This window comes from Ruegeria sp. CDSA246 (assembly GCF_059611225.1).
In genome coordinates, this window is the sequence record NZ_JBXWPD010000004.1 from 265,064 (window position 1) to 276,848 (window position 11,785).

Sequence of the window (11,785 nt, forward strand, 5' to 3'; positions counted from 1 at the left end):
CAAAGCCAGGCTGCCCCTGATTTCAAACCATCATAGCCCTTTGGCGCGATAGCTTTTGGACACACGGTCGATGGCCACAATATAGGCCGCCGTCCGCAAATCCTCGACATCATCACGGCTGTGCCAGACTTCGCGCATGGATTGATAGGCAATGCGCATCGTGTCATCGAGGCCCGAGCGCACCAGTTCCAACTCGTCCGCACCGCGAAGGTACTTGGCCTTAAAGTCCGGCGACATCGACCAGGCATCGCCTAGGTAACGATCCAGCCGCTCCAACTCGCTGACGATCAGCTCATGCCGCGCCTCTTCTTGACGGCGCTGCATACGGCCAAAGCGAATATGGCTGAGGTTCTTGACCCATTCGAAATAGGAAACCGTCACACCACCCGCGTTTGCGTACATGTCCGGAATGATCACCGTACCCTTCTTGCGCAGAATCTCATCCGCACCGGCAGTCACCGGGCCATTCGCAGCCTCAATGATCAAAGGCGCTTTGATCCGGTCTGCATTAGACAGGTTGATAACCGCTTCCAGAGCAGCCGGGATGAGGATATCGCATTCTTCTTCAAGAACTGCACCACCCTCGGCCGAGTGCGTCGCATCTGGATAGTCACTGACACCGCCATGCTTGACGATCCACTGGCGTACGGATTCCACGTCGATCCCGTCGGGATTATACAGCGCACCATCCCATTCGATGATGCCGACAATTCTGGATCCGTCCTCCTCGCTCAGGAACTTTGCGGCGTGATAGCCCACATTGCCCAGTCCCTGAACAATGATACGTTTCCCATCCAGCTTGCCGGACAACCCTGCCTTTTGCATGTCTTCCGGGTGGCGGAAGAACTCTCGCAGAGCGTATTGGATGCCACGGCCCGTTGCTTCGACCCGGCCGGCGATTCCGCCTGCATTCAGTGGTTTACCGGTCACACAGGCGCGCGCATTGATGTCCGTCGTGTTCATCCGGGCGTATTGGTCCGCCATCCACGCCATCTCACGCTCACCCGTTCCCATGTCGGGAGCGGGTACGTTTTGCGAGGGGTTGATCAGATCGCGCTTGGCCAGCTCATAGGCAAAGCGGCGGGTGATCTGCTCCAACTCGTGCTCTTCGTATTTTCGGGGATCAATGCACAATCCCCCTTTTGATCCGCCAAAGGGCGTTTCGACCAGAGCACACTTATAAGTCATCAGGGCGGCAAGCGCCTCGACCTCGTCCTGGTTCACAGCAAGGGCGTAACGAATACCGCCCTTCACAGGTTCCATATGTTCGGAATGCACCGAGCGGTAACCGGTGAAAGTATGAATATCGCCGCGCAGGCGGACACCAAACCGAACGGTGTAGGTGGCGTTGCAGACCCGGATCTTTTCCTCCAGCCCCGGTGGCAGATCCATAAGGGACGCCGCCCTGTTAAACATCAAATCTACACTTTCGCGAAAGCTTGGTTCATTAATGGCCGTCATGTAATCCTCCGTGCCGACGAACGACGAGCGTTCTGACGTTTTGTCGCACCCATTGCCTAAACGATCAATAATTAAGCAACAATAAAACCCGAAATCGTCATTAAGGCGCTCAGACCGGGCTGAGTCGCGCGCTGGGCTCAACACCTGAATAATTGTCGCCCGACCGAAAACAGAGGCGATAAAGTCGTTCAATTATCTACGGTTCCAGCCCAAAGTTGCCATAACTCTGGCGCTTCCGCCCAATTCACGCCACGATTCGCCGTTAGTTTTCATACGTTAACTTTTCCTTAGCAGCGTCGGATATCTGCTCAGCGAGGACGGCTAGATGAAAATGCGCGTATTTAAGTGCAACGCCAAGAATTATAAGAACGCAGCCGCTGCTGCTCGTCGTTTTTCACGCGACGAGGACGGTGGCGTGTTCACGATCTTTGTGGTTGTTGGGTTTTTGCTCATATTTGCGACAGCAGGTATCGGCGTTGACATTATGAATTTTGAGCGTGACCGAGCGAGCCTTCAAGGAACTCTGGACCGTGCGGTTCTTGCAGCGGCCAATGTCAAACAAAAACTCGCCCCAAAAGATGTAGTCATTTCTTACATTGAGAAATCCGACGTCCGCGGCGATCTTACCGAAGAACCTATCGTTTTTGATGATCCGACCATCGGATCAAGAAAAGTTACCGCAAACGCTAAAGTCGACGTCCCTACACATTTCATGTGGTTTTTTGGGTATCCCACACTGACAGCTTCGGTAACAAGCGTTGCTGAAGAGGCCATTGGGTCGCTCGAAATCGCGTTGGTTCTGGATATTTCCGGCTCAATGGGCGATCCATCCGCAACGGAGGGTAAAACAAAGATACAGGCGCTTCGAGAGGCCGCCGTACAATTCGTGGATACGATCTATCTTGGCGAAGACCCGGACAAGATTTCTATCTCGATCATACCCTACAACAACCAGGTAAACGCTGGCGCGAACCTTTTGGACAACATGCCGGGTGTTACGACAGAACACAGTTATTCCAATTGCGTGGATTTCAAGGACACCGAAATCGAAGACCAATTCAAAGAATCTTGGATTGATCCGAACAAAACACTCAATCGCACAGCGCATTTCGACCGCTCTAACAAAAGTGACCGATACGATCGAGAATCCCACTCCTATTCAGTTTGCACTACCCGAGCCGGCAGTTCCATCACGCCGGTAACCAATATCAAAACTGACCTGCACAAGCAGATAAACGCCATGACTGCGGGCGGAAACACGTCGATTGATATCGGAGTCAAATGGGGTGCCGCACTGCTGGATCCCCAATTCCAGCCGGTCATCAGCAGACTATCAACGCAGAACGCCGACCCGAACGTCGTAGTTGATCCGGAAACGGGAAAAGACGCGGATGGAAACATTCCCCCCAAAGTCGTTCCACCGACCTTTAGCAACCGCCCTCTGGCATATGAGTCCAATGTCAAAAAGATCATGATTGTCATGACAGACGGGCAGAACACCAGCAATTGGATTTTGGACGAGGACTTGCGCGACGGATTATCGGATGTTTGGTACAATCCCAGCACAAGTATTGAAAAGGACTATAGGAACTGTCGCGAGTATTATGACTGGGACGTCGGAGTATGGGTTAAATACGACTGCTGGAGAACATTGACTCGCTCTGGTGAGTACAGTGTTCAAATCTCAGAAAACCCGCCCGAGTTTTTCTATACCCGGAGGGGAACAAGAGGGCACACGGAACCCTTCAACGAAGAAGGTGAATCCGTCCGCCTGACCTACCCGGAACTGTGGAATCGTGTGAACTTGGACTGGAACGCCGAGTATAACTATGCATTCGAATACCAGCGCACTCGAGACTGGTACAACAATGCCTTCACAACGATTGGTAGCGGAACCAAAAACACTAGGGTGAGTGATATTTGCGGTGCGATCAAGGCTAAGAACGTTGATGTCTATGGCATTGCATTCGAAGCACCGGAAGCAGGTGCCACGGTCATCGATAACTGTTCTAGCGGCGACGGCTTCTTTTTCAAAGTCAACGACGGCGGCGGCCTGGGCGACGATAACCTCTCGCTTTCACAAGTTTTTGACTCCATTGCCGTTTCAATCAAACAACTGAGACTGACGCAATGATCCGCAAAGCTCTGGGAAAAGTGATCAGGTTCAAACGAACTGAGGACGGTTCGTTGACCGTCGAGTTCGCCATACTGTTCCCTTTGTACATATTCTTCATTCTAGGCGTCATCGAATACTCGTTGGTCACGATTCAGAAAGCGATGCTGGATCGCTCTATGGATCTGGTCGTGCGCGACATTCGACTTGGGATCAATTTGCCGGATACTGAGCACGATACAATCAAGAATGCCATCTGCGACCATATGGTTGTTATGCACGCATGCTCTGACAACCTGCTTTTGGAGATGATTGTTCAGAATCCGCGTGGCGTTTTGGATTTTCCGGTCGAGCCCACCTGCGTTGACAGAGCGGAAGAGGTTCAACCTGTTACCGTGTTCCAAAACGGCGGATCCAACGCACTGATGATCATGCGCGCCTGTGCAAAGGTCGATCCAGTATTTCCCACGACGGCAATGGGGCGAGCTCTGTCAGGCGAAGATGGTCTGGTCACTCTTACGTCGACGACGACCTTTGTTCAGGAGCCTTAAAATGACGCGTATTGCTTCACGTATCCGTCACTCGCTTGGCACTTTTGCGAGCAACGAAAACGGCAACCTGTCCGTGGAGACGGCTATTATTTTACCTCTCCTCGTATGGACTGTTACACTTACATATACGTACTTTGATGGTTTTCGCGAAAACACCGCCAACCTAAAAGCTGCGTACACAGTAAGTGACTTGATTTCACGTGAAGGTGAGGATGCAATTACCGATAACTATGCGGAATCTATGTATTTGGTATACAACCGTATGGTGACCGACAATTCACCGCTAAAAATGCGTTTGTCGGTAATCCAGTACATCGCTGCAGATGTAGATGCGGGTACAGAAGAGCGCTATAGAATTGAGTGGTCGACAACTTGCGGGTTCGAGGGCAATTGGACCAATGACAACCTCGACCCTTTGGTTGAATTGCTTCCGGAAATGGCGGATTTGGACACTATGATCATTGTCGAAACGTCGAAAGACTACGTTCCATTGCTGAACACCACTTGGCTGGACAGAGATCACACATTCAATAACTTTGTTTTCACGCGTCCGCGTTTTGTTCCAATCGTCAAGGGGAACGTTTCTGATCACTTCTGTCAGCAGGATGTAGAGCCAGTGGGTGTAGCACCTGTATCATGAATTTTGTTTCGGCGGCCGTGGTCAGGCCGCCGATGCCAACACGGCGCCCCAATCGCCACCAGAGTCCCGGTGCCCAGCTGTTTCCTGCGCTTTCCTTTGTCCTCAACAAAAATCCATTTGACGGTTTGAACGCAAACACCCCCTGATCGATGGTCTTGATATCTTCGATACGCGTAATCACCTGCCCCGATCCGGTCCGCAATTCAGTCTCTGTCAGCTCGATCCAGTCGCTGGTGGCTTGCCACATGCGATAGGCTAGCCAGAACGCCGCCACACCAACGACAAGCAAAAAAACAAGCCAGGCCGGTTCCGGTGGCGTGGTCAAAGCGACATAGATGACCAACACACCCACGGTCGACAGCATCCCGACCCCTATCCAGCGCCTGGATGATGAAGGTCGGACCGTGGCCAGAATTTCTTGTTGCATTGACGTCCCCTGCTCTGCTCGGTCCGGGTTTATCCGCTTTGTCCGCCGAAAAACAGAGGGAAGCCGACTATGGAATTGCGCACAGCACCCGTGTTTGCACGCAAATTGACGCATATCGCCAACAGCATACATGATCCCCACAAATTCAGGAGGCCGTCATGTCCCTTAGACCAACATTGGAAACCCGCAAAGCCATGCCAACCATGGAAGGCGCAGGCGTCAAATTGCACCGGGCGTTTGGCTTTCAGGACCCGTCCGAGCTAGACCCGTTCCTGTTGTTCGACGACTTCCGCAATGATCACCCCAAGGATTATCAGGCAGGCTTCCCCTGGCATCCGCATCGCGGCATCGAAACCATCACTTATGTCCTGTCCGGCTCGGTCGAGCATGCGGATTCGCTGGGCAACACCGGCATTTTGGGCGCAGGCGACGTTCAGTGGATGACCGCCGGGTCCGGAATCCTGCATCAGGAAATGCCCAAGGGAAACGGTGCGGGCCAAATGCACGGTTTCCAGCTGTGGGGCAATCTGCCGTCAGATCAAAAGATGACAGCCCCCCGCTATCAGGATGTCCAAAGCAAAGAGATCCCCGAGGTCACTGATGATGACGGCACCACCGTGCGCGTTATTGTTGGTGAGTTCTGGGGCAAAACCGGCCCGGTAGACGGTATTGCCGCCGACCCGCAGTACTTGGATATTCAGGTTCCGGCCGGTGTGAGAAAGACCTTTCGCATCGACACCTACCGCCGGGCGTTTGCCTATGTGTTCCAAGGACAGGCGGCCTTTGCCGATGCATCACAACCTACCGGCGTGCTTTTGGAAAAAGAAGTCGCGGGACAAGAGGTTAACATCCGTGATCTGTCCGGTGACCGCACTCTGGTTCGGTTTGGCACCGGTGATGAGGTCACGGTTCAAGCTGGTCCGGAAGGTGTCCGGTTTCTGTTGATCTCCGGCGCGCCCATTGATGAGCCTGTCGCATGGCATGGTCCAATTGTCATGAACACGCGTGCCGAACTGGAACTGGCGTTCAAAGAACTCCGCAATGGCACATTCATCCGCGCCGCGCACTGATTAAACAAAGTTGGTCAGGCGGTTACGGCGCGTCTGACCATATCCCAATAAACCTGCTCTACTTCGTCCAGCGACAAGCGTCCGCCTGCACGATACCAGGTCATCACACCGTTCAGCATCGCGATCACGGCCAAGGTCGCGATTTTGGTATCGGCAACCGAGAAGAGCCCAGACTTCTGCCCATCCTGCAAGATGGCTTCAAGCGAATCCTCATAAGCCCGGCGCAGGCCTTCTATTTCCGAGAAGTTTTCGGGCGTGAGGTTGCGCAGCTCCATATAGGCAATAAAGACTTCATCCGGTCGCTCCAAATGAAACCGAATGTGAAAGCCGACAAAGCGGCGCAGCGCAGCCTCTGCATCGGCAGGTTTTTCAAGCTCATCGTATGCGGCCAACAGATCCTGCATATGGTCATGCATCAGGCGATAAAGCAGGCTTTGCTTGTCTGGCGTATAGTTATACAGAGCACCCGCTTGTACGCCCACCTCCTTTGCGATCTGGCGCATGGACACGGCTGCATAGCCATGTCGGGCAAACAGCCCCAGCGCTGCTTTTCGAATGCGCGGGCCGGTGATATCGGAATGTGAACCTTGAGTACGTGCCATACCGCCATCGTATATGAACAAGCGTTCATATAGAACCCCGCTTGAACGACCCCAGCAAAAGGTGCATCACAGTCTAAGTCGTTATTGAAAGGGTTCGTTATGAAGCCTCTGCCATTGTTGGTCCTGCTTCTGACTTGCGCTGCCTGCACGGACTTTCCGGAATTGGAAGGACGCGAGCAGCCGAATGTGCGCTCGGCCGCGTATCCGAAGCTGGTCCCACTTCAGGATATTCTTGGCCCGCCCATAGATCCCGTGAACGAAGCGGCCGAGGTTGAAGAAGACCTGACCGCGCGCCGCGAAGCGCTGGCCAAAAGGGCCGAAGCGCTGCAGAACGCGCAAACCAACTGACCTTTAGCGTTTCAACCGACTGTTACCGCTGTCTCGGATTGCGCCTCGGCGCCGAACCCGTTAAGGCACCTTTGAACGGGCAAACAGCCCGAAACCAAGGACATTCGAGCGGAAAGGAACCCACGGGATGACACAGGCGCTGCGGCTGGGAATTGCGGGCTTGGGAACGGTTGGCGTGGGTGTCGTGCGGATCGTGCGCCGCCATGCGGACCTGCTGCAGGCGCGTACAGGTCGTGCGATCGAAATCACAGCTGTTTCTGCACGCGACGCAAACAAAGACCGTGGCGTGAACCTGTCGGAATATGCATGGGAGACTGATCCCGTTGCTTTGGCGCAGCGCGACGATGTCGATATTTTTGTCGAACTTATGGGCGGCGAAAACGGCCCCGCCAAAGCATCTGTCGAGGCCGCGTTGGTCGCCGGCAAGGATGTGGTGACCGCAAACAAGGCTTTGTTGGCCATTCACGGTCAGGAGCTGGCTGAAAAAGCCGAGGACGCAGGCCGTGTAATCCGTTTCGAAGCGGCCGTTGCTGGTGGTATCCCTGTGATCAAATCCCTGACCGAGGGGCTGGCCGGGAACGAGATCACCCGCGTCATGGGCGTGATGAACGGCACCTGCAACTATATCCTGACGCGGATGCAATCGCAGGAGTTGGGGTATAACGCGCTGTTCGAAGAATGTGCCGAGCTGGGCTACCTTGAGGCTGACCCGAACCTGGACGTGGGCGGCATCGACGCGGCGCACAAGCTGGCGCTGTTGTCCTCGATCGCGTTTGGCACCAAACCGAATTTCGACGGCATCCAGATCGAAGGCATCCAGCATATCAGTCTGGATGACATTCATCAGGCAGCCGACATGGGCTATCGTATCAAGTTGCTGGGTGTCGCTCAGCGCTCGGCACGCGGTCTGGAACAGCGGATGCAGCCATGCCTTGTACCCAGCGGCTCGCCCTTGGGTCAGCTGGAAGGCGGCACGAATATGGTCGTCATCGAAGGCGACGCAGTCGATCAGGTCGTCCTGCGCGGCCCCGGTGCGGGCGAGGGTCCAACGGCAAGCGCCGTGATGGGTGACGTCTGCGATCTGGCGCGGGGGTTGCAAATCCCGACCTTTGGCCGCCCAGCAACAACATTGGAAGACGCAAAACCCGCTATTACCGGCCTGCCCGCCCCCTACTATCTGCGCCTCGCGCTGTTCGACAAACCCGGTGCACTGGCCAAAGTGGCCGCCATTCTGGGTGACGCGGGCGTCTCGATCGACCGGATGCGCCAATACGGGCACACCGAAGCCACCGCGCCGGTTCTGATTGTGACCCACAAAACCACGCGGGCCACTTTGGATGTCGCTTTGGAAGGGCTTCGCGCGACCGATGTCGTGTCGGGTGAGCCCGTCGCACTGCGGATTGAAGAGGTTTGACCCTTGCGGCTTGCACAAAACGCAGGCTATGCCCGATGAAACGCCTTTATTGACCTGAGGATACGAAAAATGAGCGCTGCCAAAATCGATTTCAACGACCGCCTGTTGTCTCTGGGCCTTGCACGGGTCGCAGAGCAGGCCGCACTGGCATCGGCCTCGCTGGTCGGACGTGGTGACGAAAAGGCTGCGGATCAGGCGGCTGTAAACGCGATGCGCGAGCAGCTGAACCTGCTGGATATTGCCGGCGTGGTTGTCATCGGCGAAGGCGAGCGTGACGAAGCACCGATGCTGTATATTGGCGAAGAGGTCGGCACTGGAAACGGCCCCGGTGTGGATATCGCACTGGACCCGCTTGAGGGCACGACTCTGACCGCCAAGGACATGCCGAACGCGCTGACCGTGATAGCTATGGGGCCGCGCGGATCAATGCTGCACGCACCCGATGTTTATATGGACAAGCTGGCCATTGGTCCGGGCTTTCCCGAAGGCGTCGTGAACCTCGACATGAGCCCACGCGAGCGTGTTGAAGCGCTGGCCAATGCCAAAGGCTGCAAGCCTGCCGACATCACCGTCTGCATTCTGGAGCGTCCCCGCCACGAAGCGATGATCGCTGAAGTGCGCGAAACCGGCGCCTCGATCCGCCTGATCACCGATGGTGACGTGGCTGGTGTCATGCACTGTGCCGAAAGCGAAGAGACCGGCATCGATATGTACATGGGTCAAGGCGGAGCGCCCGAGGGCGTTCTGGCCGCTGCCGCGCTGAAATGCATGGGTGGACAGATCTTTGGCCGCCTGCTGTTCCGCAATGATGACGAGCGTGGTCGTGCCGCCAAGGCGGGTATCACCGATCTGGACCGTGTTTATTCTCGTGATGAGATGGTGACTGCAGACGTGATCTTTGCCGCAACTGGCGTGACCGGTGGTTCTTTGCTGCCGCGGATCAAACGCCAGCCGGGTTGGGTTGAAACCACCACCCTGTTGATGCGTTCCAAAACCGGGTCGGTGCGCCGCATGTCCTACCGCACGCCAACCTGGCCGCACGACAACGCGTGATGGCTTGCACCTTTGCCTTTGGCATAGGTATCGATAGATACATTGAGGCCGGGTCCGAGAGGGTCCGGCCTTAGCATATGAGAGGCAGGCATGAGCTTTTTAGGGGTTGAGCAGTCACTGACCGGGCGGCGCTGGATCGGACCGGAGGCCGAGGTCGAACGGGCAACAGAAATGCTGGTGCAACAGACTGGCCTGCCTCGTGCAGTGTGTCAGGTTCTGGCGCGGCGCGGAGTGCCCCCCATGGAAGCCGAAAGCTTTCTTGAACCAAAGCTGAAGGAATTGCTACCCGATCCCCGGTCCATGAAGGATATGGAGACCGCCGCAACGCGGTTTTTGGAAGCTGTCCGGAATAAGCAGCGGGTCGCGGTTTTTGCCGATTACGACGTCGATGGGGGCAGTTCGGCGGCTTTGCTACTTGTCTGGCTGCGTCAGATGGGGCTGCAAGCCACGCTGTATGTGCCAGACCGAATTGATGAGGGTTATGGGCCGAACATGCCTGCAATGCAGGAACTGGCGGCCGCGCATGACCTGATTATCTGCGTGGACTGCGGAACGCTCAGCCACGAACCTATCGCGGCGGCAAAAGGCGCGGATGTCATTGTGTTGGACCACCACCTTGGTGGTGAAACGCTGCCGGATTGCGTGGCCGTAGTGAACCCGAACCGGCAGGATGAAAGCGGCGACCTGGGTTATTTCTGCGCCGCTGGCGTAGTGTTTCTGATGCTGATTGAGGCTGGTCGGCAACTGCGTGAGGCTGAGGTTAAGGGTCCCGACCTGATCGGGCTGCTGGATCTTGTGGCATTGGCAACCGTTGCAGACGTGGCCCCGCTGATTGACGCGAACCGGGCGCTGGTGCGGCAAGGCCTTAAGGTCATGGCACAGAGGCAACGACCAGGATTAGTGGCGCTGTCGGATGTGGCGCGTATGGATTCAGCGCCTACCAGCTATCACCTGGGTTTTCTTCTGGGTCCGCGCGTCAATGCGGGCGGGCGGATTGGTCAAGCGGATCTGGGCGCGCGACTGCTCAGCACGGACTCGATGACCGAAGCCGAAGCGCTTTCTCAAAGATTGGATGAGTTGAACACCGAGCGTCGTGATATCGAAAACGCAGTCCGTGCAGCGGCGCTGGAACAGGCCGAGGAACGTGGGCTGGATGCCCCCTTAGTCTGGGCGGCGGGCGAAGGGTGGCATCCCGGCGTTGTCGGCATCGTGGCATCCCGCCTCAAGGAAAGCGCCAACAGACCCGCCATTGTCATCGGCTTTGATGGTGATGAAGGAAAGGGTTCAGGGCGGTCGGTTTCTGGCGTTGATCTGGGGGCATCAATCCAACGGTTGGCGGCCGAGGGACTCTTGGTTAAAGGCGGCGGGCACAAGATGGCCGCTGGGTTGACCGTTATGCGGGATCAGTTGGAGCTGGCCATGGAACGCCTCAGCGAGTTGTTGGCCAAGCAAGGCGCGGGCAAGGGCGGTCCTGCAGACATGAAGCTAGACGGAGCGCTTATGCCGGGCGCAGCTTCGGTCGATCTGATCGAACAGATAGAAAAAGCCGGTCCTTTCGGGGCCAGCGCCCCTGCCCCGCGCTATGCGTTGCCGGACTTGCAGGTGCGATTTGCCAAGCGCGTGGGGGAATCGCATCTGAAACTGTCGCTGTCCGACGGGGTTGGTGGTGGTCTTGATGCCATTGCCTTTGGAGCCTTTGACGGACCAATGGGTGAAAAGCTGTCCAACCATGGCGGCGCGCGCTTTCATTTCGCCGGACGGCTTGAAGTGAACACATGGGGTGGACGGCAAAGCGTTCAGCTGAGGTTGGAGGACGCGGCAGAGGCAAACTGAGCCCATTTCCGGCCCTGCCAAAAAAGTTTCGCATCCCTGCATTTTTCGGCTTGCGGGGGTCAGAGGTAAACCGTAAAAGGCCCTCCACAAGCCAGCGTGGCCCGTTCGTCTATCGGTTAGGACGCCAGGTTTTCAACCTGGAAAGAGGGGTTCGATTCCCCTACGGGCTACCACTTGTGCTTGTGCCATTGGCAGATGGCCCGTTCGTCTATCGGTTAGGACGCCAGGTTTTCAACCTGGAAAGAGGGGTTCGATTCCCCTACGGGCTACCAC

The 11,785-nt window shown here is 56.0% G+C and carries 11 protein-coding genes and 2 tRNA genes; 10 read left to right on the forward strand and 3 right to left on the reverse strand.

All coding sequences use genetic code 11. From position 1 onward, the window contains the following. Positions 1-30: 30 nt before the first annotated feature. Entirely contained in the window at positions 31-1,461 is a 1,431-nt protein-coding gene (locus AC2FI9_RS07215) for a Glu/Leu/Phe/Val family dehydrogenase (protein WP_496704433.1), read from the reverse strand. A 325-nt stretch (positions 1,462-1,786) separates the two neighbouring features. On the opposite strand from AC2FI9_RS07215, the gene AC2FI9_RS07220 reads away from it, so the two are divergent. The 3 genes from AC2FI9_RS07220 to AC2FI9_RS07230 are packed head-to-tail and all read left to right on the forward strand — an operon-like array spanning position 1,787 to position 4,765. Further along, positions 1,787-3,595: a TadE/TadG family type IV pilus assembly protein gene (locus AC2FI9_RS07220; RefSeq protein WP_496766854.1), complete on the forward strand. Its 1,809-nt coding sequence runs from the start codon at positions 1,787-1,789 to the stop codon at positions 3,593-3,595. Then, positions 3,592-4,125: a TadE/TadG family type IV pilus assembly protein gene (locus AC2FI9_RS07225; RefSeq protein ID WP_496722072.1), complete on the forward strand. Its 534-nt coding sequence runs from the start codon at positions 3,592-3,594 to the stop codon at positions 4,123-4,125. Before AC2FI9_RS07220 ends, AC2FI9_RS07225 begins: the two co-directional genes overlap by 4 nt. A gap of 1 nt (position 4,126) precedes the next feature. Then, complete coding sequence (locus AC2FI9_RS07230) at positions 4,127-4,765, forward strand: TadE/TadG family type IV pilus assembly protein (protein WP_496722070.1); 639 nt, start codon at positions 4,127-4,129, stop codon at positions 4,763-4,765. Here AC2FI9_RS07230 and AC2FI9_RS07235 read toward each other — a convergent pair. Continuing rightward, complete coding sequence (locus AC2FI9_RS07235; RefSeq protein ID WP_496766855.1) at positions 4,695-5,192, reverse strand: hypothetical protein; 498 nt, start codon at positions 5,190-5,192, stop codon at positions 4,695-4,697. The genes AC2FI9_RS07230 and AC2FI9_RS07235 overlap by 71 nt on opposite strands. Before the next feature lie 158 nt (positions 5,193-5,350). Here AC2FI9_RS07235 and AC2FI9_RS07240 point away from each other — a divergent pair, with 158 nt between their 5' ends. Next, entirely contained in the window at positions 5,351-6,262 is a 912-nt protein-coding gene (locus AC2FI9_RS07240) for a pirin family protein (RefSeq protein WP_496766856.1), read from the forward strand. 14 nt (positions 6,263-6,276) lie between these two features. Here the strand turns inward: AC2FI9_RS07240 and AC2FI9_RS07245 are convergent, their stop codons facing one another. Then, complete coding sequence (locus AC2FI9_RS07245; RefSeq protein WP_496766857.1) at positions 6,277-6,864, reverse strand: TetR/AcrR family transcriptional regulator; 588 nt, start codon at positions 6,862-6,864, stop codon at positions 6,277-6,279. A 99-nt stretch (positions 6,865-6,963) separates the two neighbouring features. Between AC2FI9_RS07245 and AC2FI9_RS07250 the strand changes: the two genes are divergently transcribed. The 6 genes from AC2FI9_RS07250 (at position 6,964) to AC2FI9_RS07275 (ending at position 11,784) form a co-directional block, all read left to right on the forward strand. After that, positions 6,964-7,212: a hypothetical protein gene (locus tag AC2FI9_RS07250; protein ID WP_058274791.1), complete on the forward strand. Its 249-nt coding sequence runs from the start codon at positions 6,964-6,966 to the stop codon at positions 7,210-7,212. Positions 7,213-7,339: 127 nt separating this feature from the next. After that, positions 7,340-8,626, forward strand: a complete 1,287-nt coding sequence (locus tag AC2FI9_RS07255; RefSeq protein ID WP_496766858.1) for a homoserine dehydrogenase — start codon at positions 7,340-7,342, stop codon at positions 8,624-8,626. Between the two features lie 69 nt (positions 8,627-8,695). Then, complete coding sequence (gene glpX, locus AC2FI9_RS07260; RefSeq protein ID WP_058274789.1) at positions 8,696-9,679, forward strand: class II fructose-bisphosphatase; 984 nt, start codon at positions 8,696-8,698, stop codon at positions 9,677-9,679. A gap of 90 nt (positions 9,680-9,769) precedes the next feature. Continuing rightward, positions 9,770-11,512 carry a single-stranded-DNA-specific exonuclease RecJ gene (gene recJ, locus AC2FI9_RS07265; protein ID WP_496766859.1) on the forward strand — a complete coding sequence of 581 codons (1,743 nt, stop codon included), beginning with the start codon at positions 9,770-9,772 and terminating at the stop codon, positions 11,510-11,512. Between the two features lie 98 nt (positions 11,513-11,610). Beyond that, positions 11,611-11,685, forward strand: a tRNA-Glu gene (locus AC2FI9_RS07270). 24 nt (positions 11,686-11,709) lie between these two features. Further along, a tRNA-Glu gene (locus AC2FI9_RS07275) sits at positions 11,710-11,784 on the forward strand. The last annotated feature ends 1 nt before the right edge of the window (position 11,785 follow it).

Bases quoted from the DNA above. Each gene is read 5' to 3' on its own strand.
- AC2FI9_RS07215 (WP_496704433.1), bottom strand. From the start codon at position 1,461: ATGACGGCCATTAATGAACCAAGCTTTCGCGAAAGTGTAGATTTGATG.
- AC2FI9_RS07220 (WP_496766854.1), top strand. From the start codon at position 1,787: ATGAAAATGCGCGTATTTAAGTGCAACGCCAAGAATTATAAGAACGCA.
- AC2FI9_RS07225 (WP_496722072.1), top strand. From the start codon at position 3,592: ATGATCCGCAAAGCTCTGGGAAAAGTGATCAGGTTCAAACGAACTGAG.
- AC2FI9_RS07230 (WP_496722070.1), top strand. From the start codon at position 4,127: ATGACGCGTATTGCTTCACGTATCCGTCACTCGCTTGGCACTTTTGCG.
- AC2FI9_RS07235 (WP_496766855.1), bottom strand. From the start codon at position 5,192: ATGCAACAAGAAATTCTGGCCACGGTCCGACCTTCATCATCCAGGCGC.
- AC2FI9_RS07240 (WP_496766856.1), top strand. From the start codon at position 5,351: ATGTCCCTTAGACCAACATTGGAAACCCGCAAAGCCATGCCAACCATG.
- AC2FI9_RS07245 (WP_496766857.1), bottom strand. From the start codon at position 6,864: ATGGCACGTACTCAAGGTTCACATTCCGATATCACCGGCCCGCGCATT.
- AC2FI9_RS07250 (WP_058274791.1), top strand. From the start codon at position 6,964: ATGAAGCCTCTGCCATTGTTGGTCCTGCTTCTGACTTGCGCTGCCTGC.
- AC2FI9_RS07255 (WP_496766858.1), top strand. From the start codon at position 7,340: ATGACACAGGCGCTGCGGCTGGGAATTGCGGGCTTGGGAACGGTTGGC.
- glpX (WP_058274789.1), top strand. From the start codon at position 8,696: ATGAGCGCTGCCAAAATCGATTTCAACGACCGCCTGTTGTCTCTGGGC.
- recJ (WP_496766859.1), top strand. From the start codon at position 9,770: ATGAGCTTTTTAGGGGTTGAGCAGTCACTGACCGGGCGGCGCTGGATC.